Source organism: Vallicoccus soli, from assembly GCF_003594885.1.
GTDB classification, from domain to species: Bacteria; Actinomycetota; Actinomycetes; order Motilibacterales; family Motilibacteraceae; genus Vallicoccus; species Vallicoccus soli.
The window spans coordinates 38,070-63,379 of the sequence record NZ_QZEZ01000011.1 but is presented as its reverse complement, the minus strand read 5'-3'; the positions used below and the strand labels follow the sequence as shown (position 1 = coordinate 63,379).

Annotated in this window: 25 protein-coding genes and 4 tRNA genes; 12 read left to right on the top strand and 17 right to left on the bottom strand. The window is 77.6% G+C overall.

What is annotated here, in order from left to right; genetic code table 11:
* The first annotated feature begins 14 nt into the window (after positions 1-14).
* From D5H78_RS17765 to D5H78_RS17750, 4 genes are all read left to right on the top strand, one after another.
* On the top strand, positions 15-956 hold the full coding sequence (locus tag D5H78_RS17765) for a carbohydrate ABC transporter permease (protein WP_119951886.1): 942 nt from the start codon (positions 15-17) through the stop codon (positions 954-956).
* Entirely contained in the window at positions 953-1,867 is a 915-nt protein-coding gene (locus tag D5H78_RS17760; protein ID WP_119951837.1) for a carbohydrate ABC transporter permease, read from the top strand. Before D5H78_RS17765 ends, D5H78_RS17760 begins: the two co-directional genes overlap by 4 nt.
* Before the next feature lie 139 nt (positions 1,868-2,006).
* A complete protein-coding gene (locus tag D5H78_RS17755; RefSeq protein WP_119951836.1) occupies positions 2,007-3,122 on the top strand; it encodes a LacI family DNA-binding transcriptional regulator in 1,116 nt (371 codons plus the stop codon).
* Positions 3,123-3,132: 10 nt separating this feature from the next.
* Positions 3,133-5,112: a penicillin-binding transpeptidase domain-containing protein gene (locus tag D5H78_RS17750; protein WP_133412090.1), complete on the top strand. Its 1,980-nt coding sequence runs from the start codon at positions 3,133-3,135 to the stop codon at positions 5,110-5,112.
* Here D5H78_RS17750 and D5H78_RS17745 read toward each other — a convergent pair.
* Positions 5,056-6,570: a glycoside hydrolase family 15 protein gene (locus tag D5H78_RS17745; protein ID WP_119951834.1), complete on the bottom strand. Its 1,515-nt coding sequence runs from the start codon at positions 6,568-6,570 to the stop codon at positions 5,056-5,058. The two genes, D5H78_RS17750 and D5H78_RS17745, sit on opposite strands and share 57 nt — an antisense overlap.
* A 125-nt stretch (positions 6,571-6,695) precedes the next feature.
* On the opposite strand from D5H78_RS17745, the gene D5H78_RS17740 reads away from it, so the two are divergent.
* Genes D5H78_RS17740 through D5H78_RS17725 form a run of 4 tightly spaced genes read left to right on the top strand, consistent with a single transcriptional unit; the run spans position 6,696 to position 9,535 of the window.
* Positions 6,696-7,220: a hypothetical protein gene (locus D5H78_RS17740; protein WP_119951833.1), complete on the top strand. Its 525-nt coding sequence runs from the start codon at positions 6,696-6,698 to the stop codon at positions 7,218-7,220.
* A complete protein-coding gene (locus D5H78_RS17735) occupies positions 7,217-8,128 on the top strand; it encodes an MFS transporter permease (protein WP_133412089.1) in 912 nt (303 codons plus the stop codon). The genes D5H78_RS17740 and D5H78_RS17735 overlap by 4 nt, the downstream gene beginning before the upstream one ends.
* Positions 8,125-8,625 (top strand): hypothetical protein, encoded by a 501-nt coding sequence (locus tag D5H78_RS17730; RefSeq protein WP_119951831.1) that lies wholly within the window; start codon positions 8,125-8,127, stop codon positions 8,623-8,625. Before D5H78_RS17735 ends, D5H78_RS17730 begins: the two co-directional genes overlap by 4 nt.
* Position 8,626: 1 nt before the next feature.
* Entirely contained in the window at positions 8,627-9,535 is a 909-nt protein-coding gene (locus D5H78_RS17725; protein ID WP_218566774.1) for an HTTM domain-containing protein, read from the top strand.
* Here the strand turns inward: D5H78_RS17725 and D5H78_RS17720 are convergent.
* From D5H78_RS17720 to D5H78_RS17690, 7 genes are all read right to left on the bottom strand, one after another.
* A complete protein-coding gene (locus tag D5H78_RS17720; RefSeq protein WP_119951830.1) occupies positions 9,525-9,947 on the bottom strand; it encodes a thiol-disulfide oxidoreductase DCC family protein in 423 nt (140 codons plus the stop codon). The two genes, D5H78_RS17725 and D5H78_RS17720, sit on opposite strands and share 11 nt — an antisense overlap.
* Positions 9,944-10,516, bottom strand: coding sequence for an HIT family protein (locus D5H78_RS17715; RefSeq protein WP_245941703.1), 573 nt, complete (start codon positions 10,514-10,516; stop codon positions 9,944-9,946). The genes D5H78_RS17720 and D5H78_RS17715 overlap by 4 nt, the downstream gene beginning before the upstream one ends.
* Before the next feature lie 5 nt (positions 10,517-10,521).
* Positions 10,522-12,504 carry a threonine--tRNA ligase gene (thrS, locus tag D5H78_RS17710; protein ID WP_245941702.1) on the bottom strand — a complete coding sequence of 661 codons (1,983 nt, stop codon included), beginning with the start codon at positions 12,502-12,504 and terminating at the stop codon, positions 10,522-10,524.
* A 55-nt stretch (positions 12,505-12,559) separates the two neighbouring features.
* Positions 12,560-13,273: an MOSC N-terminal beta barrel domain-containing protein gene (locus D5H78_RS17705; RefSeq protein WP_218566773.1), complete on the bottom strand. Its 714-nt coding sequence runs from the start codon at positions 13,271-13,273 to the stop codon at positions 12,560-12,562.
* Positions 13,274-13,339: 66 nt separating this feature from the next.
* A complete protein-coding gene (locus tag D5H78_RS17700; RefSeq protein ID WP_119951829.1) occupies positions 13,340-13,996 on the bottom strand; it encodes a PilZ domain-containing protein in 657 nt (218 codons plus the stop codon).
* Between the two features lie 98 nt (positions 13,997-14,094).
* A tRNA-Val gene (locus tag D5H78_RS17695) sits at positions 14,095-14,169 on the bottom strand.
* A 57-nt stretch (positions 14,170-14,226) separates the two neighbouring features.
* The gene (locus D5H78_RS17690; protein WP_218566772.1) at positions 14,227-14,712 is read right to left on the bottom strand and encodes a TIGR02611 family protein; all 486 of its coding nucleotides are present in this window, start codon (positions 14,710-14,712) and stop codon (positions 14,227-14,229) included.
* A 124-nt stretch (positions 14,713-14,836) separates the two neighbouring features.
* Here D5H78_RS17690 and D5H78_RS17685 point away from each other — a divergent pair, with 124 nt between their 5' ends.
* Positions 14,837-15,253: an SsgA family sporulation/cell division regulator gene (locus D5H78_RS17685; protein ID WP_119951828.1), complete on the top strand. Its 417-nt coding sequence runs from the start codon at positions 14,837-14,839 to the stop codon at positions 15,251-15,253.
* Between the two features lie 10 nt (positions 15,254-15,263).
* On the opposite strand, the gene D5H78_RS17680 is transcribed toward D5H78_RS17685, so the two are convergent.
* Together D5H78_RS17680 and D5H78_RS17675 are read right to left on the bottom strand one after the other, a co-directional pair.
* Positions 15,264-16,082, bottom strand: a complete 819-nt coding sequence (locus tag D5H78_RS17680; RefSeq protein ID WP_119951880.1) for an aminotransferase class IV — start codon at positions 16,080-16,082, stop codon at positions 15,264-15,266.
* Between the two features lie 80 nt (positions 16,083-16,162).
* On the bottom strand, positions 16,163-17,203 hold the full coding sequence (locus tag D5H78_RS17675) for a chorismate-binding protein (RefSeq protein WP_218566770.1): 1,041 nt from the start codon (positions 17,201-17,203) through the stop codon (positions 16,163-16,165).
* A gap of 112 nt (positions 17,204-17,315) precedes the next feature.
* Between D5H78_RS17675 and D5H78_RS17670 the strand changes: the two genes are divergently transcribed.
* From D5H78_RS17670 to D5H78_RS17660, 3 genes are all read left to right on the top strand, one after another.
* Positions 17,316-17,388: transfer RNA gene (locus D5H78_RS17670), tRNA-Gly, on the top strand.
* Between the two features lie 31 nt (positions 17,389-17,419).
* Positions 17,420-17,490, top strand: a tRNA-Cys gene (locus tag D5H78_RS17665).
* Between the two features lie 14 nt (positions 17,491-17,504).
* A tRNA-Val gene (locus D5H78_RS17660) sits at positions 17,505-17,576 on the top strand.
* A 71-nt stretch (positions 17,577-17,647) separates the two neighbouring features.
* Here the strand turns inward: D5H78_RS17660 and D5H78_RS17655 are convergent.
* The 7 genes from D5H78_RS17655 to D5H78_RS17625 form a co-directional block, all read right to left on the bottom strand.
* Positions 17,648-18,097: a hypothetical protein gene (locus D5H78_RS17655; protein WP_119951827.1), complete on the bottom strand. Its 450-nt coding sequence runs from the start codon at positions 18,095-18,097 to the stop codon at positions 17,648-17,650.
* 69 nt (positions 18,098-18,166) lie between these two features.
* Complete coding sequence (locus tag D5H78_RS17650; RefSeq protein WP_119951878.1) at positions 18,167-18,874, bottom strand: L-ribulose-5-phosphate 4-epimerase; 708 nt, start codon at positions 18,872-18,874, stop codon at positions 18,167-18,169.
* A 5-nt stretch (positions 18,875-18,879) separates the two neighbouring features.
* Positions 18,880-20,538, bottom strand: a complete 1,659-nt coding sequence (araB, locus tag D5H78_RS17645) for a ribulokinase (protein WP_119951826.1) — start codon at positions 20,536-20,538, stop codon at positions 18,880-18,882.
* An 86-nt stretch (positions 20,539-20,624) separates the two neighbouring features.
* Positions 20,625-21,602, bottom strand: coding sequence for a LacI family DNA-binding transcriptional regulator (locus D5H78_RS17640; RefSeq protein ID WP_177891343.1), 978 nt, complete (start codon positions 21,600-21,602; stop codon positions 20,625-20,627).
* 241 nt (positions 21,603-21,843) lie between these two features.
* Positions 21,844-22,272: a hypothetical protein gene (locus D5H78_RS17635; protein WP_119951824.1), complete on the bottom strand. Its 429-nt coding sequence runs from the start codon at positions 22,270-22,272 to the stop codon at positions 21,844-21,846.
* A gap of 175 nt (positions 22,273-22,447) precedes the next feature.
* A complete protein-coding gene (gene rsgA, locus D5H78_RS17630; protein WP_119951877.1) occupies positions 22,448-23,476 on the bottom strand; it encodes a ribosome small subunit-dependent GTPase A in 1,029 nt (342 codons plus the stop codon).
* A 432-nt stretch (positions 23,477-23,908) separates the two neighbouring features.
* On the bottom strand, positions 23,909-25,072 hold the full coding sequence (locus D5H78_RS17625) for a YihY/virulence factor BrkB family protein (protein ID WP_218566766.1): 1,164 nt from the start codon (positions 25,070-25,072) through the stop codon (positions 23,909-23,911).
* Positions 25,073-25,310: the final 238 nt, after the last annotated feature.

Sequence of the window (25,310 nt, the reverse complement as noted above, 5' to 3'; positions counted from 1 at the left end):
AGAAGTTCGGGCAGATGGCGCTGGCGGTGGTGGTCTTCCTGGCCCTCATCGCCCTCGTCCTGTTCCTCATCGGCCGCATCTCCGGCCGCCGCGGAGACCGGGCCGTCGCGCTCGGCTTCGTCGGGCCCACCCTGCTGCTCGTGGCCGTGGGGCTCGTCTACCCGGCCCTGCGCACGATCCTGCAGTCGTTCCAGCAGGCCGACGGCAGCGGCTTCGTCGGCCTCGACAACTACCAGTTCATCTTCACCAACAGCGACCAGCTCACGGTGCTGCGCAACACGGCGCTCTGGGTCGTCGTGACGCCCTTCGTGGCCACCGGCATCGGGCTCGTCTACGCCGTGCTCATCGACCGCGCGCGCGTCGAGGCCTTCGCCAAGGCCCTCATCTTCCTGCCGATGGCGATCTCGTTCGTCGGCGCCTCGATCATCTGGAAGTTCGTCTACGAGTTCCGCCCCGAGCAGGGCAACATCCAGCAGATCGGCCTGCTCAACCAGGTGCTCGTGTGGCTCGGCTTCAGCCCCCAGCAGTTCCTGGTGAACGCGCCCTGGAACACCCTGTTCCTCATCGCCGTGATGATCTGGGTGCAGGCCGGCTTCGCGATGACGGTGCTGTCCGCCGCGATCAAGGCCATCCCCGACGACATCATCGAGGCGGCCCGCCTCGACGGCGTGTCCGGCGTCGGGCTCTTCCGGCACATCACGGTGCCGAGCATCCGCCCCGCCCTCGTCGTCGTCCTCACGACGATCGGCATCGCGACCCTGAAGGTCTTCGACATCGTCCGCACCATGACCGGCGGGCAGTTCGACACGAACGTCGTGGCCAACGAGTTCTACACGCAGGCGTTCCGGGCCGACCAGGGCGGCATCGGCGCCGCGCTCGCGGTCGTCCTCTTCGCCCTCGTCGTCCCGATCGTCGCCTACAACATCCGCCAGCTGCGCGCCTCGGAGGCACGATGACCACCAGCGCCCCCACGGCCGTCGTCCCGAGCGTCGCCCGCACGATCAGCACCACCGCCTCGCGCGGCAAGAAGCGCCTCACCTCCCCGTGGGCCTCGCTCGCGGCCGTGGTCATCGCCGTCCTCTGGACGCTGCCGACGCTGGGGCTGCTCGTCACGTCGTTCCGCGAGGAGACGGACATCCGCCGCACCGGCTGGTGGACCGCCCTGTCCGACCCGACGTTCACGCTGGACAACTACCGCGAGGCCCTCGGGCGCGAGTCCGGCGGCGGCGGCCTCGTGGACTACCTCGTCAACTCGTTCGTCATCACGGTGCCGTCGGTCGTCATCCCGATGGTGCTGGCGGCGCTGGCGGCGTACGCGTTCGCCTGGATCCACTTCCCCGGGCGCGACTTCCTCTTCATCGCGGTGTTCGCGCTGCAGATCGTGCCGATCCAGGTCACGCTCATCCCCCTGCTGACCCTGTTCGTGCAGGGCGACGTCGGCGAGTTCGTGCGCATCTGGGTGGCGCACTCGACCTTCGCCCTGCCGCTCGCGGTGTTCCTGCTGCACAACTTCATGCGCGACGTGCCCGCCGAGCTCATCGAGGCGGCGCGGGTCGACGGCGCGGGGCACGTCAAGACCTTCTTCAGCGTCGTCCTGCCGCTCATGACCCCCGCCCTGGCCGCCTTCGGCATCTTCCAGTTCCTCTGGGTCTGGAACGACCTGCTCGTCGCGCTCACCTTCGCCGGCGGCACGCCGCAGACCGCGCCGATGACGGTGGCCCTGGCCAACCTCAGCGGCACGCGCGGCACCGACTGGTACCTGCTGTCGGCCGGCGCGTTCATCTCGATCGTCATCCCGGTGGTCGTGTTCCTGGCCCTGCAGCGCTACTTCGTCCGCGGCCTGCTCGCGGGCAGCGTCAAGGGCTGAGCCCGGCCCGGCCGGCCCCTGCACCCCGCGGGGGCCGGCCGCCGGGGACGCGCCGCCGGCCGGTCCCGGCCCGACCGGCAGCACCCCGACCCCGCGGCAGGACGACCGCCACCCCCGACGACCCCGGACGAGGCACCCCGTGACGAGCATCCGCGACGTGGCCCAGCAGGCCGGGGTGTCCGTCGCCACCGTCTCGCGCGCGCTGCGCGGGCTGCCCCGGGTCTCCGAGGAGACCCGCCGGCGCGTGCAGGAGGTCGCGGCGAGCCTGGACTACGTCGCCAGCCCCAGCGCGGCGAGCCTGGCCAGCGGCGTCACCCGCACCGTCGGCGTCGTCGTCCCGCACGTGTCGCGCTGGTTCTTCGGCTCGGTGGTGCAGGGCATGCAGCCGGTGTTCGCCGAGGCCGGGTACGACCTGCTGCTGTGGGACCTCGAGGGGCGGCGCGACGCCTGGGGCCGGGTGTTCGGGCACCTGCTGAGCAAGCGGGTGGACGCCGTGCTCGTCCTGAGCATCGCCCTGTCCCCGCAGGAGGAGGCGGCCCTGCGCCGGCTCGGCAAGCCGGTGGTCGTCGTCGGCGGGCAGAGCGAGTTCCCCGGGGTGCGCATCGACGACCACGGCGCCGCGGTCACGGCGGTGCGCCACCTCGTCGGGCTCGGGCACCGGCGGATCGCCTTCGTCGGCGTCGAGCGCGGCGAGGAGGGCCTGCACACCACGCCGCGCGACCGCCTGGCCGGCTACCGCTGGGCGCTGGAGGAGGCCGGGCTCGAGCGCTCCGAGGCGCTCGAGCTGACCGGCGACTACACGGTCGACAGCGGCATCGCCGCCGCCGCCCGGGTCGTGGCCGACCAGGGCGCGACGGCGGTGTTCGCGGCCTCCGACGAGATGGCCATGGGCGTGCTGCACGGGCTGCGCTGCTCGGGCCGCGCCGTCCCGGAGCAGGTCTCCGTGGTGGGCGTGGACGACCACCCGATGGCGGTGCTGTTCGACCTCACCACGGTGGCGCAGCCGGCCGCGGGCCAGGGCCGGGTCGCCGCCGAGGTGGCCCTGGACCTGCTGCACGGCGAGGACGTCCCCCCGGCCGACGTCGTGCTGCCCACCCGCCTCGTGGTCCGCGGAACGAGCGGCCCGCCCCCGCCGGGGGCCGCTGCAGGGTCGCCCGCCCCCGCGTCGCGCACCGCCGCCGAGCGCGCCCGGCGGGCCGGCGCGGCACGCCCGGTGCTCGCCGCCCGCACCGGCCCGTCGGGGAGGCGGGACTAGGGTCCGTCGCATGCGGTCCTCACCCTCCGTGCTCGCCGCCGGGCTCGCGCTCCTGCTCCTGGCCGGGTGCACCGGCGACGACGGCGCGAGCCCGGAGCCGTCCGAGGACGGCGCGCTGGCCGCGGCGACCGCGTACCTCGAGGCCTGGACGGGCAGCCCGGACGACCCCGCCGCGGCCGCGGCCCTCACCGACGACCCGGCGGCCGCGGGGGCGCTGCTCGAGGAGGTCGCGGGCACGCTGCGCGTCGACGGCCTCGAGGCCGAGGTGACGGGGGCCAGCACGGGCGCCCCGCCCGCGACGCCGGCCGCCCGCGCGCAGGGCGACGCCGCCGGGGCGACGCCGCCCGGCACCCCGGCGCCGGACCCGGAGGGCCTGCGCGCGGTGCCGTTCCGCGCCGCGCTCGAGCTGCGCTCGCTCGGCACCTGGACCTACGACGGCACCGTGCTCGTCCGGCCCGAGGGCGACGGGTGGACCGTCCACGCCGACCCGCGCACCGTGCACCCCGCGCTCACCGAGGGCACCCGGCTCGCCCGGCTCCGCGAGCTGCCCGCCCGGGCCCCCGTGCTCGACGCGCGCGGGCGCCCGCTCATGCAGGTGCGCCCGGTCGTCGAGGTCGGCGTGCAGCCGCAGCGGGCGAGCGACCGCGCGGCGCTGCGCCGCCTGGCCTCGGAGGTGCTGGAGGTCGACGCCGACGCGCTCGAGGAGCGCCTGGCCGAGGCCGACCCGCTGCAGGTCGTGCCGGTGATCACGCTGCGCGAGGAGGCGTACCGCGAGGTCGAGCAGCAGGTGCGCGACGTCCCCGGCACCATCGCCTCGCCAGGGGAGCGCACGCTCGCCCCGACGCCCGACTTCGGGCGCGGCGTGCTCGGCACGGTCCGCCCGGCGACCGCCGAGACGCTCGCCGAGGCGGGGCCGTACGCCAGCGAGGTGGACGACGTCGGCACGACGGGGCTCCAGCGGGCGTACCAGGAGCGCCTGGCCGGGCGCCCCGGCGGGTCCGTGCGCCTCGTCGCGCGCGAGGACGGCGAGCCCGTGCGCGTGCTGCACCGCTTCCGGGCCGAGCCGGGGCGGCCGCTGGGCACCACCCTCGACCTCGACGTGCAGGCCGCCGCGGAGGCCGCCCTGGGGGGCCGGGCCGGCGGGGTCGTCGTCGTGCGCCCCAGCACCGGCGCGGTGCTCGCCGCCGCCAGCGGCCCGGCCGACGGGCCGGACCGCGCGCTGGCCGGGCAGTACCCCCCGGGCTCGACGTTCAAGGTGGTCACGACGACGGCCCTGCTGCAGCGCGGGCTCGACCCCGACGACGTCGTCGCCTGCCCGGGCGAGGCGGTCGTCGAGGGCAAGGCGTTCACCAACGTCGACGGCTTCGCCCTGGGCGACGTCCCGTTCCGCACGGACTTCGCGGAGTCCTGCAACACCGCCTTCGTCGGGCTGGCCGAGGACCTGCCCGCGGGCGCCCTGCCCGGGGCCGCCGCGCTGTACGGCCTCGGGGTCGAGGGGCCGGCGGGCGTCGCGTCGGGCCTCGGCCTGGGCGCGTACGCCGGCTCGGTGCCGGCGCAGCCGGAGCCGCTCGGGCGGGCCGCGGCCTCCATCGGGCAGGGCACGGTGCTGGCGAGCCCGCTCGCCATGGCCTCCGTGGCCGCGACGGTCGCCGACGGCACGTACCGCCGCCCGTCGCTCGTGACCGGCGACGCCGCCCCCGCCGCCGTGCCGCCGCGCCCCCTCGACCCCGGGCTCGCGCGGACGCTGCGCGGGCTCATGCGCGGCGTCGTCACCGGCGGCAGCGGCGGCGCGCTCGCGGACCTGCCGGGGCCGCCGGCGATCGCCAAGACCGGCACGGCCGAGTACGGCACCGAGGTCCCGCCGCGCACGCACGCGTGGATCGTCGCGGCGCAGGGCGACCTCGCGGTGGCGGTGGTCCTCGAGGACGGCGGCTCAGGGGGCCGCGACGCCGGCCCCGTCGCCGCCGACCTGCTCCGCCGCCTGCGCTGAGGGCGCCGGCCCCCGCGGCACGGGGGGCGCGGGCACGCCCTCGTCCCGGGCGACGAGCGTGAGCAGGTAGAGCGCGTCCGCCCAGGCCAGCGGCGCGACCTCCGCGGGGCGGCCCGCGGCGTCGACCTTCTCCGGCAGGGCCCCGAGCACGGTGCGCGCGGCCAGCAGCCAGTCGACCCAGCGCTGCGCGCCCCGCGCGTCCCCGGACGCCGCGCGGGCGAGCATCACCTGCCCCGCGGCCGGCACCCAGGACAGCCGCGGCCCGGAGAACGCCTCCCCCGGGAGCAGCCCCCCGCCGGGCGCGGCCAGGCGGCGCTCGGTGTCGTCCAGCGCGGCCGCCACGCCCGGGTCCGGCGGCGCGAAGGGGGGCGCGAGCACGGCCATGCCCGCGTCGGCGCCGCTGCCCGCGTCGGGCGTGCGCCGGTAGCCGGTCCCGCCGAACCGCTCGCGCACGCCCGCGTCGAGCCGCACCGCGGCCGCGGCCCAGCGCTGCGCCTCGTCGGGCCGGCCCAGCCCGTCCGCCAGCGCCGCCGCCGCGCGCAGGCCGGACCGCAGGGCGCCCGACGTCGACACCGTCACGTCGTCCACCGGCAGCTCCCACCAGTCCCGGGTCGCGCGGGGCAGCCCGCGCTCGTCGAGCGACCCGGCCGCCGCGTCGGCCGCGGCCGTCACCGCCGGCCACAGGCGCAGCAGCGCGGCGCGCCCGTCGGCGTCGAGGTCGTCGGCCCCGCCGAGGCTGTCCGCCCACGACCAGACGGCCCAGGGGAACCACCCGTTCGCGTCGAGCTGGTACGGGCGCCCGTCCGGCACCGGCTGCCCGTCCTCCGGGCGGTAGCGGGCGGCCCAGGTGCCGTCCGGCTCCTGCACCGCGGCGAGCCAGTCGAGGCTGCGCAGCGCGTCCTCCGGGTGCCCCGTGCGCGCCAGGGCCACCGCGGCGAACGACGCGTCCCGCGGCCAGGTGTAGTCCCAGTGGCGCCGCTGGCCCGCGACGACGGCGCCGTCCGGTCGCTGCAGCAGGCGCAGGTCGAGCAGGGCCCGCTCGGCGGCGCGCCGCTCCTCCCCCGGCCGCCCGGGCACCCGGCCCGAGGCCAGCCAGGCCCGGTCCGCCACGACGGCCGCCCGCACCAGCCCCGGGTCCGAGGCCGCCGAGCGCTCGGCGGAGGCGAGGAGGTCGTACGGGCCGGGCCGCGCCCCGGGCCCGGTGACGTAGCGCCCGTCGGGGCGGCGCAGCACGCTCGAGCCGGGGACGTAGCGCCCGGCGGCGGCGGCCTGGGCCGGGGACAGCGCGGCGACGCCCAGGCCGGGCCCGCCGGCCAGCCCGGCGACGACGAGCGGCGGGGAGGGCGGCGAGGGCGGCGTGCGGGCCGGGGCGGCCGCGGTGGCGACCGCCGCCGACGCGGCGAGGACGGCGAGGCCGCCCGCCACGGGCAGCCCCGTGGCCCTGCTGCGCCGCCCCACCCCGCCGCTCCTCCCCGCGCCCCCCGGGCGCCTCGCCGCCCCGCCGGTGCGGGGCCAGGTCACGACCGTGCCACGTCGCGCCGCGCAGCGCCCGGCCGGCCCCGCACCGCGGTTACCCTGCGGCGGTGAGCGGGGACGCACGGGCAGGCACGCAGAGCGGCGCGGGACCGGCGGGGGCGGTCGCCGGCGGCGGCCCCGCGGCGGACCCGGTCCGCCGGCTGGGCGACGGGGGGCGCGCGGCGCGCGCCCTGGTGACCCTCGTCGTCGCCGTCCTGCTCACCGCCGGGACGTTCTGGGGCGACGACGACGCGTTCCCCTTCGGCCCCTTCCGCATGTACTCCACGAGCTCGAACACGACCGGCGCCATCAGCGTCGCGGCGATCGAGGCGAGGACCGACGGCGGGACGTGGGAGCCGGCGCACCTCAACCCCTGGACGGTCGGGATGAACCGCGCCGAGGTGGAGGGCCAGCTCGACCGGATCCAGGCCGACCCGGCGCTGCTCGGGAAGCTGGCCGAGGCCCGCGACCGGCTGCAGCCGGGCGCCGAGCCGTGGACCGGCATGCGCCTGCTGCGCGTCAGCACGGTCGTCGTCGACACCGTGCCGACCGGCGAGGAGCGCCGCCAGGTGCTCGCGGAGTGGTCGCGGTGAGCGGGCTCGTGCGCTGGCTGCACGCCCCGGTGCCCGAGGCGCGGGCGGCGGTCTTCCGCGTCCTCGTCTACCTCTTCGTCCCGCTCGACGTGCTCGTGCTGCACACGTCCGGGGAGTACCACGGGCACGCCGACCCGGCGTTCTACCAGCCGCTGCTCGTCGGCCGGGTCCTGCCGCTGCCCACGCCCACGGTGGAGCTCGTGCAGCTGTGCAAGTGGGGCGTCGTCCTGCTGGCCTGCGCGCTCGTCGTCCTGTGCGTGCGCGGGCGCTACAGCCGCGTCCTGGGCTGGACGGTGTTCGCCCTCTACCTCGAGTACCAGGTCATCGCCTTCTCCTACGGCAAGGTCGACCACGACCGCTTCGGCTACCTGCTGGCGCTCGCGGTGGTGCCGACCCTCGGCGCGGTCCGGCTCCGGTCCGCCACCCGCAGCGAGGCCGCGGGCTGGACCCTGCGGATGGCCCAGCTCGGCGCCGTCGCCACCTACTTCTACGCGGCGTTCGCCAAGCTGCGCTTCGGCGGGCTCGGCTGGGTCACGAGCGGCACGGTCGCCCGCGCGGTGATCCGCAGGGGCACGTGGGTCGCGGACGAGCTGCTGCGCCGCGCACCGTCGCTGATCCAGGCCAGCCAGTGGGGGATCATGGCGATGGAGCTGCTCGCCCCCGGCCTCTTCGCCCTCTCCGAGCGCTGGCGCCGCCGGGTCGTCGCGGGGTTCTTCGTGTTCCACCTCGTGACCTACGTCAGCATCACCATCGCCTTCTGGCCGCACCTGCTGACCCTGCTGGCGTTCCTGCCGCTGGAGCGGCTGGTCGGGGTCACCCCGCCGCCGCCGGAGCCGTCGCCGCTGGCCCGCTGGCTGCCGGCCCGCCTCGGCGGCCGCCCGGACCGTCGCCCGGTGGCGGTGCCGTGAGCGCCGGCCGCGGGGCGGGCGCGACCGCGCCGGTCGGCGGCGTCGTACGGCTGTCCCGCGCCGGGCTGGCCTGGCGGGGTGCCGTGCTGCTCGCCGGGACGCTCCTCGTCACCTACGGGACCGCCCGCGGCACCGACGACCTCTGGCCGTTCGCGCCCATGTCGCAGTTCGCCTTCGGCGTCGACCTGGACGGGGAGATCCGCTCGACGTACGTCGACGCGCTGACCACCGAGGGCGACGTCGTGCGCGTGCCGCTGTCGCCGCGCGGCGTCGGCGTCGGGCGGGCCGAGGTCGAGGGCCAGCTGCCGTCGATCGTCGCGGACCCGTCGAAGCTCGGCGCCCTCGCCGTCGCGCAGCGCCGGCTGCACCCCGACGAGCCGCAGTACGTCCGCCTGTGGCTCCGCCAGGAGGTCACCCGGCTGCGCGGCGGGCGCGACGCCGGGCGCAGCGACGAGCTGCTCGCCACCTGGGACGTGGTCCCGGGCGGGCAGGGCTGACGTGCGCGCCGCACTCGCCCCCGCGGTGCCGCTGGCGCGCCTGGCCCTGCTGCGCCCGGTGCTCTACCTCTTCGTGCTCTACGACATGGCCTTCCTCGTCAACGACGTCGTGCCGCACGGCTACGTCCCCGAGGACCTCTACAAGCCGCTGCTGCTGCGCCGCCTGCTCGACCTGCCCGTCCCGGCCCCGGCGTACGTCCACGCGCTGCAGGCGGTCCTCGTCGTCGGCTGCCTCGTGGCGGCCGCGGGCCGGCTCCCGCGGCTGGCCGGGCTCGTCGTCGCCGTGGGCTTCCTCGACTGGGTGTCGATCGGCATGTCGTACGGCAAGATCGACCACGACCACTTCGCCCTCGTCGTGGCGCTCTTCGCCATGGCCACGGTGGGCCGGGCGAGCACCCGCGACACCGCCCGCAGCGAGGCCGCGGGGTGGGCGCTGCTCGCCGTGCAGGTCGCCTGCGTCGCGACGTACTTCCTGTCCGCGTGGGCGAAGATGCGGTTCGGCGGCTGGGGCTGGGCGAACGGGGCGGTGTTCGCCTGGGCCATGACCCGCCGGGGCACGATGCTCGGCGACCTGCTGCTCGAGCCGCCGTGGCTGCTGCGCGCGGGGCAGTGGACCGTGCTCGCCGCGGAGCTGCTCTCCCCCGTGCTGCTCGTGCTCCGCGGCCGGGCGCGGCTCGCCGTCGTGCTGTTCTTCGTCCTCTTCCACGCCGCGACGTGGGCGACGATCGAGATCCACTTCCTGCCGCTCGTCGTGTGCCTGCTCGCCTTCGTGCCGCTCGAGCTGCTGCTGCCGGCGCGCCGGCGCGCGGCCCTGGCCGCGGCCGGGGCGCTGGAGGGGGACGGCGACGGGCAGGACGACGGGCACGACGACGGGCACGACGACGCGCCGCGGGTGCGGGTCAGGGCCTGAGCCGGGCCCCGGGACCGTCGTCCGCCGGCGGCGCGGGCACCGCGCACGCCGCGGTCCCGCCCGGCAGCAGGTGCCGGTGCGCGGCCACCCAGCGGTAGCCGGCCCCCGCGACCGCGTTGACCCCCGGCAGGCGCAGCACGGCGCCGGCGGGGCGGGCCCAGGGCCGCGACGCGAGCAGCAGCGCCGCGACGGCGTCCTGCGCGGCGTGCGCCCGGCCCTGCGCGTCGACCCACTGCAGGGCCGCGTCGCACTGCTCCGGCGTCAGCCCCAGCGCCGCCAGGTCGGCCTGCTGCCAGGCGACCACCTCGGCGTCGGGGCGCAGGACCCTGCGCACGACCCCGGCGAGCCGGGTGCACGCGCCGCAGTCCCCGTCGTACACGAGCACCGGCCGGGGCGGCCCCGTCGGGCTCACGCCGCGCCCTCCCAGGCGCCGGCCAGCAGCGCCCGCGTGTCGCGCAGCAGCTGCGGCAGCACGCGGGTGCGCCCGACCACCGGCATGAAGTTGGTGTCGCCGCCCCAGCGCGGGACGACGTGCTGGTGCAGGTGCGCGGCGATCCCCGCGCCGGCGACCGACCCCTGGTTCATCCCGAGGTTGAACCCGTGCGGCGCGGAGACCGCCCGCACGACGGCCATCGCGCGCTGGGTGAGGGCCCCCACCTCGGCCACCTCGGCCGCGTCGAGGTCGGTGTAGTCCGCGACGTGCCGGTAGGGGCAGACGAGCAGGTGCCCCGCGTTGTAGGGGTAGAGGTTGAGCACCGCGTAGGCGCGCTCGCCGCGCGCCACGACGAGGCCCTCCTCGTCGGGCAGGCCGGGGATCCGGCAGAAGGGGCAGCCGTCGTCCGCGCCGGGCCCCGACGGCTTGCCCTCCCCCGTGATGTACGCCATGCGGTGCGGCGTCCAGAGGCGCTCGAAGGCGTCGCCGGCCCCCGGGCCGGGCGGCTCCTCCGGTGCGCGCGGCTCGCCCGGCTGCTCCCCCGCCACCGGCGTCAGACCTGCACCCGGTCGGCGACCGCGCGCACGACCTCCTCGACCGCCTCGTCGACCGGCACGCCGTTCTTCTGCTCGCCGGAGCGGTAGCGGAAGGACACCGCGCCCTTGGCGGCGTCCTCCTCGCCGGCGAGCAGCATGAACGGCACCTTGGCGCGCTGGGCGTTGCGGATCTTCTTCTGCATGCGGTCGTCGGACGCGTCGACGTCGACCCGCACGCCGCGGGCGCGCAGCCGGGCCGCCACGTCCTGCAGGTACGGCACGTGCGCGTCGGTGATGGGGATGCCGACGACCTGCACCGGGGCGAGCCAGGGCGGGAAGGCGCCGGCGTAGTGCTCGACGAGGACCCCGAGGAACCGCTCGATGGAGCCGAACTTCGCGGAGTGGATCATCACCGGCTGCTGGCGGGAGCCGTCCGCCGCCTGGTACTCCAGGCCGAAGCGCGCCGGCTGGTTGAAGTCGTACTGGATCGTCGACATCTGCCAGGTGCGCCCGATGGCGTCGCGGGCCTGCACCGAGATCTTGGGCCCGTAGAAGGCGGCGCCGCCCGGGTCGGCGACGAGCTCGAGCCCCGTGCGGGTCGCGACGTCCTCCAGGACCCGGGTCGCGGTCTCCCACTGCTCCGGCGAGCCGATGAACTTGTCCGAGTCGTCGCGGGTGGACAGCTCGAGGTAGTAGTCGCTGAGCCCGAAGTCGCGCAGCAGGCCGAGCACGAAGGACAGCAGGTGCTCGATCTCGGCCGGCGCCTGCTCGGGGGTGACGTAGGAGTGCGAGTCGTCCTGCGCGAAGCCCCGCACCCGGGTCAGGCCGTGGATGACGCCGGACTTCTCGTAGCGGTACACCGAGCCGAACTCGAAGAGCCGCAGCGGCAGCTCGCGGTACGACCGCCCCCGGGAGCGGTAGACGAGGTTGTGCATCGGGCAGTTCATCGCCTTGAGGTAGTAGGCGCTGCCCTCGAGGTCCATCGGCGGGAACATCGTGTCGGCGTAGTACGGCAGGTGCCCGGAGGTCTCGAAGAGCCCCTGCTTGGAGATGTGCGGGGTGCCGACGTAGTCGAACCCCTCCTCCACGTGCCGCTGGCGGACGTAGTCCTCCATGACCCGCTTGATGACGCCGCCCTTGGGGTGGAACACCGGCAGCCCGGAGCCGATCTCGTCGGGGAACGAGAAGAGGTCGAGCTCGGTCCCGAGCCGGCGGTGGTCGCGCTTCTCCGCCTCGGCGACGCGGTGCTGGTAGTCCTTGAGCGCGTCGCGGGACTCCCACGCCGTGCCGTAGACCCGCTGCAGCTGCGGGTTCCTCTCGCTCCCGCGCCAGTACGCGGCCGCGCTGCGGGTCAGCGCGAAGGCCGGGATCCGTCGCGTGGTGGGCAGGTGCGGCCCGCGGCACAGGTCCGCCCAGACCCGCTCCCCGGTCTTCGCGTCGAGGTTGTCGTAGATCGTCAGCTCGGCGCCGCCGACCTCCGCCTCGGCGCCCTCGGCGGCCTCCGCGGCGGCGCCCCCCTTGAGCCCGACGAGCTCGAGCTTGTACGGCTCCGCGGCGAGCTCCTCGCGGGCCTCCTCGTCGGTGACCACCCGGCGGGAGAAGCGCTGGCCCTGCTTGACGATCTCCTGCATGCGCTTCTCGAGGCGCTTGAGGTCGTCCGGGGTGAAGGGGACGGCGACGTCGAAGTCGTAGTAGAAGCCGTCGCGCACCGGTGGGCCGATGCCCAGGCGCGCGTCGGGGAAGAGGTCCTGCACGGCCTGGGCCAGCACGTGGGCGGTGGAGTGCCGCAGGACCGCGCGCCCGTCCTCGCTGTCGATCGGCACCGCCTCGACGACGGCGCCGTCGGGCAGCGGCCGGTCGAGGTCGACGAGCGCGCCGTCGACCCGTGCGACGACGACGTCGCGGCGCTCGGCGTAGAGCTCGCCCGCCGTGGTGCCCGTCGTCACCGTGCGCTCGCTGCCGTCGACGGTGAGCGTGATCACGGCGGGCTCGTCGGGCACGGAGGTCCTCCTGGTGGTGGTGCGGGTGGTGCGGGCGCCGGCCCGCCGGGCCAGGCTAGTCGCTGGCCCCGACGGTCCCCGAGGGCGTTTCCCCGGCACCCCGCCCGTCCCCGCCACGACCGGCGAGCACCCGCACCGGGTCGCCCTCCGCGACCGCGCCCGGGACGAGCACCTCGGCGTACACCCCGAGGCAGTGCTTGGGCCGGCGGGTGACGCGCAGCCGCGCCGCGCCCAGGGCCAGCTCCGCCCCGACGAGCCCGGTCTCGTCGCCGCCGCCGGGCAGCTCGAGGTCGAGCACGACGTTGGCCCGCGGGTCCTCGTGCGAGCACGGGCACGCGGCGTCGTGCCCGGCGTGGTCGACGCCCGCCGCGGCCGCCAGGGCGGCCCGGGACACCAGGTGCACCGGCGCGACGTCGGCGTGGGTCGCCCCGTCCTCGGCCGCGAGGAGCCGTACGGGCCGCCCGACCAGCTCCGCGAGCGCCGCCTCGGCCCCGGCGCCGGTGCGGGCCGGGCCGGCGCCGACGCGCACCGCGGGGCCCTCGCCCCCCGCCCCGCCCGCGGGGACCTCGGGCACCGCCGCGGCCGCCGCGCGCAGCCCGGGGGCGGCGCGGGCGGTGAGCCGCTCCCCCTCGGGCGTCGCGACGGCCCAGGCGCGGTCGCCGTCCAGGCCCGTGCGGCCGACGCGGGTCGCGGCGACCCGCTGCCCCCCGAGCGACTTCACCGGGTAGACCCACAGCTGCTCGACGCGTCCGGCGCGCACCTCGTCCACGGCCGCGACGCTACCCCCGGCCTGCACCGGGGCGCCGGGCGAGCGGTGCGGGCCCGGGGGTGCGGCTCAGGGGGTGACGAGCCGCAGGACGTGCCGCTCGATGCGGGCGGCGTCCTCGGGGTCGAGCGCGGTGAACTGCAGGACGGCCTGCGCGCTGCGCGGGTCGACGCGCAGGACCCGCGAGCGGGCGACGGTGCTGCGCCCGTCGAGGTCGATCTCGACGTCCACGAGGTCGCCGACGACCGGCATGCCGGCCGCGTCCACGCCCTCCAGCTGCACGCGGCAGCTGGCGCGGGAGAGGTCGACCGTGCGCGCGCTCACCCGCGGCGGGGGGTCGCCGGCCTCGGTCAGCCGCAGGGCCGCGGGCAGCGTGGTGCTCGCGCGGACCGAGCCGCGGCGGTGCTCCTGCACCGGGACCGTCACGCCCGCGAGGTCGACGCTCGTGCGCCCCGCGCGGCGGGCCACCGCCTGGAAGGCCACGAGCTGGCCGTCGGTGTGCGCGGTGACCCAGACCCGCAGCCCGTCGAGCGACTCCACGACGTCCTGCGGCAGCACGGCGCGCAGCTGCACCGCGAGCCCCGCGGGGCCCGAGGAGTAGGCGTCGAGCTCGCCGGCCACCGAGGCGCCAGCGCCGGAGACGGGGGTGACGAGCACGGCGCCGGGGGCGAGGCCCCCCATCGGCACGGCGGCGTCGGCGGACGGGCTGGCAGGGGTGCTGTCCACGGGCGGTCCTCCAGGAAGGGGTCGGACCGCCATCCTACGCTGCGTGGTGGAGCGTGCGCGTGCCGTTGCTACAACCAGGTGACCCGGTGTGGTACGGCTGGTGGGCGATACTGGGTTCGAACCAGTGACCTCTCCGGTGTGAACGGAGCGCTCTCCCGCTGAGCTAATCGCCCGTGGTCGAGGAGGACCCTACCGGATCGCCGCGGTGCGCGGCGCCGGGGGCTCCTGCCTCAGCGCTCGGAGCCGGGCACGACGTCCGCGACGAGCGCGGCGACGGGCTCGGGCAGGAAGGCGGGCACGCCGGTCACCGCGACCACCGCCCCCAGGGCCAGCACCACGACGAGGGCGCAGCCCGCGGCGACGGCGCCGCGCACGGGCCAGGACTGGCGGCCCAGCCACCGGGTCCAGGCGGCGACGCGCTCGCGCGCGAAGCCGAGCAGGCGCTGGGCCCAGGCGAACTCCGTGGCCAGCAGCGCGAGGCCGGCGAAGATGATGAGCCAGCCGGGGCCCGGCAGCGGCAGCAGGACGACGCCGAGGGCGACGACCGCCGCGCCGAGCACCGCCACCGTCGCGCGGTACGCCCCGCGGGTCGCCGGGCTGGTGCGCAGCCGGTGGTGCCACCGGCGCAGCGCCGTGGACCCGCTTGCCCCGCCCCGCGCGGCGGCCGGGCGCGCCGGCCGCTCGTCGACCACCGGACCGTCCCCGCGCGCACCCACGGGACCACCCTAGGGCGGGCCGCCCGCCGCCGCTGCGGGTTTCGCGCAGCGCGGCGCAGGGCACCGGTGGACCAGCGCCGGCCACGCCGGCGGACCCTCCCCCCGAGCGCGACCGAGGTGAACCATGACCGGCCGACCCACCGCGACGGTGACCTGCCAGCTCGACCTGCAGCTCGTCGTGCCGGGGGAGGCCACCGTCCCCCTCCCGGTCGTCCTGCGCTACCGCGGCGAGGACCCGTACGCGGTCCACGCCGAGTTCCGCACCGGCGTCGACGAGAGCGTGGACTGGGTGTTCGCCCGCGACCTCGTCGCCGAGGGCGTGCAGCGCCCGGCCGGCGAGGGCGACGTGCGCGTCTGGCCCTCGGCGGGCCCCGGCCCGGCCACCGTGTTCCTGGCGCTGGCCAGCCCCGACGGGCAGGCCCTGCTCCAGGCGCCCGCCGCCGCGCTGCGCGCCTTCCTCGACCGCACCTACGACGTCGTGCCCTCCGGCACCGAGGCGGTCGACGTCGACGCGGCGATCGGCGCCCTGCTCGCCGGCTGACGGCGCCCTGCTACACCGGGTCCGGCTCGCGCCGGGCCCGTCGCGCGAACTCCTCGCGCGCCGCCGCGGCGAGCGGCCCCGGCTCCAGCGCCCGGCCGTCGAGGGCGTGCAGCGGCTGCACGTCGCGGGTGCTCGAGGTCAGCGCCACCTCCCCGGCCGTGCCGAGCGCCTCCACCGGCAGGTCCCGCTCCCCCACGTCGCACCAGCGCAGCACGAGCGCGCGCGTGACGCCCGCCAGGCACCCCGACGCGAGCGGCGGCGTGACCAGCCGCCCCCCGTGCTCGACGAGCACGTTCGACCCCGTCCCCTCGCACAGGCGCCCCCGCGTGTTGGGCAGCAGCGCCTCGGACGCCCCCGCCGCCCGGGCGCGGGCCAGCGCCACCACGTTCTCCGCGTACGACGTCGTCTTCAGCCCCGCCGTCGCCCCGCGCTCGTTGCGCGGCCAGGGGACGGTCACCGCCGCGGCGCTCGGCGCCGCCGGGTCGAGCGGGGCCAGCACCACGACGACGGTCGGCGGCACGTCGGCGCGCGCGCTGCCGGGCGGCGCCTCGCCGCCGGTGACGGTCAGCCGCAGCCGCGCCAGCGGCGCCCCGGGCCCGGCGAGGACCTGCTCGACCGCGCGGCGCAGCACGGGCTCGCCCGGCAGGCCCAGGCCGAGGCCCGCTGCCGAGGCGGCCAGGCGCCGCAGGTGCAGCGTCAGCGCGAAGGGCGTGCCGTCGACCACCTTGAGCGTCTCGAAGACGCCGTCGCCGACGGTCAGCCCGTGGTCGAGGACCCCGACCCGCGCCTCCGCCAGGGGCACCACCGCGCCGTCCAGCCACACCCGCACGTCCACCCGCGCCTCCCGCCCGTCGTCCCGCACGTCGTCCCGCCCGTCGTCCCGCCCGCCGGCCCGCGCCCGCCGCGCGCTCACCCCGAGGCCAGCGGCAGCAGCCGCGACGCCTTGAGCTCCGTCTCGCGCCACTCCCGGTGCGGGTCCGAGCCCCAGGTGACCCCCGCGCCGGTGCCGAAGCGCAGTCTGCCGCCCTCGCGCCAGAACGTGCGGATGCCGACCGCCAGGCGCGCCGTGCGCCGGTCCGCGTCGACCCAGCCGACGGCGCCGCAGTACGGCCCCCGCGGCACCGGCTCGAGGTCGGCGACCGCCCGCAGGGCCGCCCCCTTGGGCGCCCCGCTCACCGACCCCGGCGGGCTCGTCGCCGCGAGCAGGTCGGCCCAGCCGGCGCCGGGGCGCAGGCGGGCCTCGACCCGCGAGACGAGGTGGACGAGCCCCGGGTGCTCCTCGACCCGCAGCAGCGCGGGCACCTCGACGCTGCCCGGGACCGCGACGCGACCGAGGTCGTTGCGCACGAGGTCGACGATCATGACGTTCTCCGCCCGGTCCTTGGCGGTGAGGTCGCCGGCGGTGCGCCCCGTGCCCTTGATCGGCCCGGACGCCACCCGCTCGCCGTCGCGGGCCAGGAAGAGCTCCGGGGAGGCGCAGGCGACCTCCAGGCCGGGCAGGCGCACGTACGCGGCGTACGGCGCCGGGTGGTGCACCGCCAGCCGGTGCGCGAGCCCGAGCAGGTCGGCGCCCGCGGGCAGCGGCGCCTCGAGGACCCGGCAGACGTTGACCTGGTAGACCGCCCCGGTCCCGATGCGCCGGCGGACCTCCTCGCACGCGGCGACGTACGCCCCCTCGTCGAGGCTGCTCGTCCACGCGCCGGGCCGCGGGCCGCGCCAGGGCGCGGCCGGGGGCAGCGGCGCCGGGCGCACGTCGGTGAAGCGGGCGCAGCGCAGGGCGCCCTCGAAGGTCTGCACGACCGCCCACCAGCCGCCGCGGTCGAGGGCCCGCGGGTCGTCGGTCACCTCGGCCAGGCCGGTCGCCAGGCGCCCGCCGGCCCAGGCCAGGGGCTCCCCCGTGCCCGCGCCGCCGCGCTGCGCCGGAGTCCCCGGCAGGTCCCCAGCCGCCACGGCGGGACCCTAGCGACCCGCCGCCCCGGGACCGCGTTGGAGCCGGGCGCCGGGATCGGCTATGGTTCTACCCGCACCGAGCGAACGGGGGGAACCCCGGGAGCTCGATCGCGCGGACGTGGCTCAGTTGGTAGAGCATCACCTTGCCAAGGTGAGGGTCGCGGGTTCGAATCCCGTCGTCCGCTCGGAGAGGCCGCACGGCTCCGGGGCCTCCTCGGTGGAGTGGCCGAGAGGCGAGGCAACGGCCTGCAAAGCCGTCTACACGGGTTCAAATCCCGTCTCCACCTCACATCCCGCACCCGGGCGATTAGCTCAGTGGGAGAGCGCTTCCTTGACACGGAAGAGGTCACTGGTTCAATCCCAGTATCGCCCACGCCCGACACGAGGCCCCCTGCTCCGGCAGGGGGCCTCGCTGCATGGGGGGCCGGTCCTGCGTGGCCGCGCTCAGCGGCTCCCGGCCGCCGGGGCCAGCTCGCCGCCGACCTCGCCCTGCACGTCCTGCGCCGCCTGCTCGGTCGTGGCGAGCACGCTCCAGCCCTCGCCGCGCACCTCGTACGGCGCGTCCTGCAGCCCGGGCCCCAGCAGCCCCGGCGGGACGGCCTCGGTGCTGCCGATGACGACGGCCAGCGGCTCGCCGTCGAGGGAGCAGCTGCCGACGACCCCGTTCGCGGTGACGTTCTCCTCCTCCTGGAACCCGGTGCAGCCCACGGCCTGCGCGAGGGCCTGCGGCGTGCCGTGGTCGGCGCCGGCCCCGCCCCCGCCCCCGCCCCCGTCGGAGCCGCAGGCGCCGAGCACCAGGGCGAGCGCCAGCAGGGCGGGGGCGGCGAGGGCGGGGGCGGCGAGGGCGGGGGCGGCGAGGGCGGGCGGACCGGCGGGGCGGCTGCGGGGCGTCATGCCCGTCGGCTGCCCGTCCCCGGCCGGCCCACGCCCCGCGGCGCGGACCGGCGTCCCCCGCTCGTGCCGCTACCGCTGGCCGTACACGTTCTGGTAGCGGTCGTACAGCGCGTCGACGTCCCGCGGGCCGATCTCCGGCGGCGCCCCGAGGGCGCGCGCCAGGTGCATCGTGCGGGCGACGTCCTCGGTCATGACCGCGGCCTTGACCGCGGCGCGCGCGTCGGCGCCGATGGTGAAGACGCCGTGGTTGCGCATGAGCACCGCGGGCGAGCGGTGCCCCGCGAGCGTCGCGACGATGCCCCGGCCGATGGCGTCGCTGCCGATGAGCGCGAACGGCCCCACCGGGACCTCGCCGCCGAACTCGTCGGCCATGGCCGTGAGGGAGCACGGGATCGGCTCCCCCACCGCGGCCCAGGCGGTCGCGTACGGGCTGTGGGTGTGCACGACGCCGCCGACCTCGGGCATCGCCCGGTAGACGTACGCGTGCGCCTCGGTGTCGCTGGACGGGCTGCCCGACCCGTCGAGGACGCGCCCGTCGAGGTCGCAGACGATCATGCCCTCCGGCGTCAGGTGCTCGTACGGGACGCCGCTCGGCTTGATGACGAGCACGTCGGTCCCGTCCGCGCCCCGGACCCGCTCGGACACGTTGCCCGCGGTCCAGGCGACGAGCCCGTAGCGGGTCAGCTCGGCGTGCAGCGCGCTGACCCGCTCCCGCGCGGCCGCGACGGCGGCCCGGTCGACGCGCCCGAGCGCGCCGGGGGCGGCGCCGGTGGTCACCGCGCTCACTGCGCCACCGCCCGGCGCCGCAGGGCCCGCAGCCTCAGCATCATGTCGTCCGCCTTCCCGAAGTGGTCGTGGAGGCGCTCGTACTCCGCGTAGAGCGCGTCGTAGGCCGCGGCGCGGCCCTCGTCCGGCACGTAGACCGCCCGGCGCACCCGGCCCATGGCCGCCGAGGCGGCCCGCACGTCCGGGTACGCCCCCGCGGCCACCGCCGCGTGGATCGCCGAGCCCAGCGCCGGGCCCTGCTCCGAGCCGATGACCGAGAGGGGGCGCTGGGTGACGTCGGCGTACATCTGCAGGAGGAACGCGTTCTTGAGGAGCCCGCCGGCCACGACGATCTCGCGGACCGGGACACCGGACTCCTCGAAGGCCTGCACGATGCGACGGGTCCCGAAGGCGGTCGCCTCGAGCAGCGCGCGGTAGACCTCGTGCGGCTGCGTCGTCGTGGTGAGGCCGAGGACGAGGCCCGACAGCTCGTGGTTGACCAGGACGGACCGGTTGCCGTTGTGCCAGTCGAGGGCGACGAGCCCGTGGGCGCCGACCGGCTGCTCGGCAGCCTGGCGGCTCAGCAGCTCGTGGACGCTGACGCCCCGGGCCGCGGCCTCCTCGTGCACGTACGGCGGCGTCCCGTGCTGCACGAACCAGCCGAAGATGTCACCGACGCCGCTCTGCCCGGCCTCGTAGCCCCACAGGCCCGGCGTGATCCCGCCGTGCACGACGCCGCACATGCCGGGGACCTCGGCAAGCGCTTCCCCGTTCATGACGTGGCAGGTGGAGGTGCCCATGATGGCCACGAGCTGCCCCGGCTCGATCGCGCAGGCGGCGGGGACGGTGACGTGGGCGTCGACGTTGCCCGCGGCGACCGCGATGCCCTCCGGCAGACCGGTCCACGCCGCGGCCTCGGCCGTCAGGCGGCCGGCGAGCGCGCCCAGCGGGAGCAGGCGCCCGGCGACCTTGGCGTCGAAGAGGTCGACGAGGTCGGGGTGCAGCGCCCGGAGGTAGTCGCGGGACGGGAACGCGCCGTCCTGGTAGACCTCCTTGTAGCCCGCGGTGCACTCGTTGCGCGTCTCCTCGCCGGTGAGCCGCCAGACCACCCAGTCCGCGGCCTCCACCCAGCGCTCGGTGCGGGCGTAGAGCTCCGGGTCCTCCTCGAGCAGCTGCAGCGCCTTGGCCAGCGCCCACTCGCTCGAGAGCTTGCCGCCGTAGCGGGAGATCCACCGCTCCCCCCGCGCGTGGGCGAGGGCGTTGATGCGGTCGGCCTGGCCCTGGGCGGCGTGGTGCTTCCACAGCTTGACGTACGCGTGCGGGCGGTCCTCGAGGCCCGGCAGCTCGCACAGCGGCGTGCCGTCGGCGAGCACCGGCAGGACCGTGCACGCGGTGAAGTCCGTGCTGAGGCCCACGACCTCCTCGGCCGGCACGCCGCTGGCGGCGAGGGCCTTGGGCACCGCGACCCTCAGGACGTCCACGTAGTCCTGGGGCACCTGCAGGGCCCAGTCCGGGGGCAGGCGCCGGCCGGACGGCAGGGCCCGCTCGAGCACGGCGTGGGCGTACTCGTGCACGGCGGTGCCGAGCTCGGCACCGTCGCTGACCCGCACGACGACCGCGCGGCCGGACAGGGTGCCGTAGTCGACGCCGACGACGTACCCGGGGTGAGCGTTCACATCAGAGGCCTCTCACGAGGGCGGACGGGGGGGGGAGGGCAGGGAGGTCCGGCGCCGGTGCGTTGCTCGCGCCGGCGGTCCGACGCTCAGGGCGGCGGCGCGGTGCTCTCCCGGACGAGCAGCTCGGCGGGGACGAGGGAGGCGGTCGGCCCGCCCTCGCCGCGGATGCGCTCAAGGAGCAGGCGGATGCTGCGCCGCCCGACCTGGCCGAAGTCCTGCCGGACGGTCGTCAGCGGCGGGATGAAGAAGGCGGCCTCGGGCACGTCGTCGAACCCGGCGACGCTGACCCGCCCGGGGACCTCGACGCCGCGCTCGTGCAGCGCGCGCAGCGCCCCGAGCGCCATCTGGTCGTTGGCGACGAAGAGGGCGGTCACCCCGTCGAGGTCCAGGCCGAGCACGGCCTCGTACCCCGAGCGGGCGGTCCAGTCCCCCTGCAGGGGCGGCGGGACCGGGCGGCCCGCGGCCTCGAGGGCGGTGCGCCAGCCGCGGACGCGGCCCGCGGTCTCGTACCAGTGCCGTGGGCCCGCGACGTGGTGGACGGTGGGGTGCCCGAGGTCCAGCAGGTGCTCGACGACGAGGCGGGCGCCCTCGGCCTGGTCGACCGACACGGCGCTGCGCCCGTCGACGGCGTCGCCCTCGACGGTGACCAGCGCGACGTCCGCCGGCAGGTCGCGCACGGCGGCGGCGGCCTCCTGCTGCGGGGCGATGACGACGACGCCCTCGACCGACTGGGCCAGGAGCCGTTCGACGGCCTCGCTCACCGACGCCGAGGTGAGGGTCGGCAGGCTCGCGATGCTCACGAAGTAGCCGGCCTCGCGCGCCGCGCCCTCGATCGCGGCGAGCGTGGAGGCGGGGCCGTAGAGGGCGGTGTCGAAGCTGACGACGCCCAGCACCTCGGAGCGGCGGGTGACCAGGGAGCGCGCAGCGGGGTTCCGCCGGTAGCCCAGGGCGGCGATCGCCGCCTCCACCCGCTCGCGGGTGGCCGGGCGCACCGCCTGCGGCTCGTTGAGCACCCGCGACACGGTCTGGTGCGACACCCCGGCCAGGCGCGCGACGTCGCCCATGACCGGCGGGCGGCCGGTCGCGGCGGGTGCGGCCGGAACGGCGGGAGCGGGGGCGCCCGCGCCGGGGCCCGCGGCGGCGGGGGCGTCGGCGACGGGCGCCTCGGGAGCAGGGGCCACGGGCACGGGGCTCCTCCTCGAGCGTCGTCGTCCGGTGTCGGGTCGCGTCATTGTTAACGCTCACAGTCCGCGGGTCAAGGGGTTCGCTCCGGTGCGGGGGCGGGTCGGCCTGCGCACCGGCGCCTCAGCCGCAGACCTGCAGGTCGGGGGTGCGCACGCGCTCGCGGCCGGCCACGGTCACGACGAGCTCGCCGTCGCAGCCGGAGGTGGAGAACCGGCCGCGGAAGACGGCGCGCACGTCCTGGCCGTCGGTCGTGCGCGCGGTGCAGTCCACGCGCCCCTGCGCGGCCGCGTCGAGCGCGGAGAGGTCCACCGACGGGTCGCACACGGGCGGACCGTCGAGGCGGACCCCCGCGCGCTCGAGCTCGGCGCCCACCCGGTCGCGGACCGCTGCGCCCGCCTCGTCGGCGAGCCGGTCGGACAGGCGCTGCGCCTGCTCGCGCACCGCGCCCTCGGCGCCGTCGCGCGCGCCGCCGAGCGCGTCCTCGGCCTGCGAGCAGCCCGCGAGGGCCGCGGCGGCGAGGACCGCCCCGAGCAGCCGGACGTGCGCCACGCTCGCTCCCCTCCCCCGGTGCTGCCTCGAGCCCACCGTAGGCCCCGGGCCCCGGCGCCGGCCGCGGCCCGGGGTCCCGGCGTGTCCGCAGCGCCCCTGCCGGGGCACCGGGGCGCCCCGGTCCCCGGCCCGCGAGTCCCGGGTGCCCCCGGCCGCGGCCGCGCACGGCGGGCCGTCAGGGCCGGGTCCGCCCCGAGCGGCGCACCTCCCGGTGGACCTGCTTCCACCGGCGCAGCTGCTCCGCCCGGAGGCGCGCGTCGTGCCGCGAGGCCGCCCACCGCTCCTCGCGCTGCAGGCGCCGCCAGCTCTCCAGGCGCCGCGCGGGGAGCGCGCCGTCCTCGACGGCCGCCAGGACCGCGCACCCGGGCTCGCCGGCGTGCCCGCAGTCGCCGAAGCGGCACCCGGCGGCGAGCTCCTCGAGGTCGCCGAAGGCGCGGTCCACGCCCTCGCCGGCCAGGCCGACGCTGCGCAGGCCCGGGGTGTCCACCGCCATGCCGCCGCCCGGCAGCACCACCAGCTCCCGGTGGACGGTGGTGTGCCGGCCCTTGCCGTCGGCCCGCAGGGCGCGGGTCGCCATGACCTCGCTGCCGGCGAGCGCGTTGAGCAGCGTCGACTTGCCGGCGCCGGACGGGCCGAGCAGGGCGAGGGTCTCGCCGGGGCCGACGAGGGCCCGTACGAGGTCGACGCCCTCGCCCGCGACCGAGCTGACCACGTGCACGTCGGCCCCGGGTGCGGCCCGGGCGACGTCCTCGCGCTGGTCCTGCGCGTCGCCGACGAGGTCGGCCTTGGTGAGCACGACCACCGGCCGGGCGCCGCTGGACCAGGCGAGGGCCAGCAGCCGCTCGACCCGCCCGAGGTCGGGCTCGGGCAGCAGCGGCTCGACGACCACGGCGACGTCGACGTCGGCCGCGAGCACCTGGCGGGCGGACGTCCCGGGCGCGACCGCGCCGCGGACGAACGCCGTGCGCCGGGGCAGGACGGCCTCGACGACCGTCTCCCCCCCGGGCCGCGCGCCCAGGGCGACCCAGTCGCCCACGCAGGGCAGGGCCTCCGGGTCGCGCGCGGCCGCGGCCAGCAGCGCGGGCCCGAGCACCGCGTGCACGGCCGGGCCGGGCCCGCCGGGACCGCCGCCGGCGCCGGTCAGGGCGACGACCGCGCCGCGGTGCACCCGCGCCACCCGGGCGGGGTCGGACCCGGCCGGCAGGGCCGCGGCGAGGTCGGGGCCCCAGCCGAGGTCGGCGAGGGACGGCCCGCCGCCGGCCCCGCGCGGCGCGGACGGGTGCGGCGCGGGCGGGTCGGCAGCGTGCGGGTCGGGGGCGCACGGGTCGGGGTGGGTCGGGGTCCGCACCGCAGCGGCGGGGCCGTGCGGCGCGGGCCCGTCGGGGGCGGGGCCGGGCGGGGTGGGGCCGGGCGGCGTGGGGCCGGGCGGGGTGGAGCCGTGCGGGGTGGAGCCGGGGAGCGTCTCGCTCACGTCGGGAGTGCCTCTCGGGGCGGGGCTCCCGGGCCGGGTCAGGCCGGCCGGGCGCCCGGGTCTGCGGGGTGGCGGGGGCTGCGCGCACGCGGGCGCGCGACGACGACGTCCATCGCTGGCACCCCCTCCCGAGCGGCCGGGCCCCTCCCGGCGACGGGCCCGAGGCTAGGGGGCGGCCCGGCCGGCGGGCGAGCGGTTTTCCGCGACCACCGCCGCGGTCCGCCGGTCCTCCCGGTCCACCAGGTCCACCCCGACGGCCCCCGGGGTCCCCTCGGGCCCCTCGACCCCGTCGACCCCCTCGGCCCCGCTGACCACGCCGGCCCCGCCGACGGCCTCGGGCAGCCGCACGACGTGCACCTCCTGCGCCGGCAGCGCGGCCGTGGCCTCCTGCGCCGCGAGCGCGGGCGCGTCCTGCGGGAGCGGCCACAGCTGCATGACCGTGGCGTTGAGCGCGGCCCCGATGAGGACCGCGATGGCGAGGACGTAGAGCCAGAGCAGCACGACGATCGGCGCGGACAGCGGGCCGTAGATCGACGTCCCGTCGACGCTCACGCTGATGACCCAGCGCAGCCCGTAGCTGCCGAGCACCCAGATCGCCATCGCCAGCACCGCCCCGGGCACGTCCCGGCGCCACGGCGTCCGGTCGGGCACGGCGACGTGGTAGAGCGAGGTCAGGACGGCGATGCAGAGGGCGACGACCACCGGCCAGTACAGGTCGAGGAGCCAGTCCGCCGCCGGCGGCAGCAGGTCGCCCAGCAGGCTCGGGCCGAGCAGCACGAGCGGGACGACCACCGAGCCGACCCCGAGGGCGAGGACGTAGAGGCTGAACGACAGGGCGCGGGTGCGCACGATGCCGCGCCGGCCCGACTGCCCGTACATGATCGTGATCGTGTCGACGTAGACGTTGAGGGCGCGCGAGCCCGACCACAGCGCCAGCAGGAAGCCCAGGGAGACCAGGTCGATGCGCCCGCCGTCGAGCACCTGGTCCAGCGTGGGGACGATGACGTCGGAGACCCCCTGCTCGGTGAGCAGCGTCGCGGCGGCCTCCACGACGCGGTCCTTGATGTCGCCGACGACGTCGCGGCCGATCACCCCGCCGAGGTAGCCGATGCTGCCCACGAGCCCGAGGACGAGCGGCGGCAGCGACAGCAGCGCGAAGAAGCCGGCCTCGGCGGACAGGCCCGTGACGCGGTACCGGAAGACGCAGGCGGTCGTCCCGGCGACGAGGCGCCAGAGCACGGCCGGGGCGTCGCGCAGGCGGTAGCGGGCGCGCGCCCGGGACCCCCGCCGGGACGCTGCGCCCGCGCTGCTCGCGGTCCCGGTCGCCACGCACCCACGGTAACGGGAGCCCCTCGCCCCGTCCCGGATCCTGGACCGTGTTTGCCGGTGGCGCCCGCCACGGTCATCATGGTCCGCATGACCGGCGCCGCGACCATCCTCGTCGCGCGGCTCCACGTGGACAACTGCCACGTGTCGAGCGCGGTCTGTCCGGCTGCCTGAGCGCAGCGTCGCGCACCCGGACCGCAGACCCCCCTGCGCGTCCACGTCCCCCGGGCACCCCCGGACC

What these genes read in the sequence shown, in the direction of transcription:
- D5H78_RS17765 (WP_119951886.1), top strand. Translation starts at nt 15, where the DNA reads ATGGCGCTGGCGGTGGTGGTCTTCCTGGCCCTCATCGCCCTCGTCCTG.
- D5H78_RS17760 (WP_119951837.1), top strand. Translation starts at nt 953, where the DNA reads ATGACCACCAGCGCCCCCACGGCCGTCGTCCCGAGCGTCGCCCGCACG.
- D5H78_RS17750 (WP_133412090.1), top strand. Translation starts at nt 3,133, where the DNA reads ATGCGGTCCTCACCCTCCGTGCTCGCCGCCGGGCTCGCGCTCCTGCTC.
- D5H78_RS17685 (WP_119951828.1), top strand. Translation starts at nt 14,837, where the DNA reads ATGACCGGCCGACCCACCGCGACGGTGACCTGCCAGCTCGACCTGCAG.
- D5H78_RS17655 (WP_119951827.1), bottom strand. Translation starts at nt 18,097, where the DNA reads ATGACGCCCCGCAGCCGCCCCGCCGGTCCGCCCGCCCTCGCCGCCCCC.
- D5H78_RS17640 (WP_177891343.1), bottom strand. Translation starts at nt 21,602, where the DNA reads ATGGGCGACGTCGCGCGCCTGGCCGGGGTGTCGCACCAGACCGTGTCG.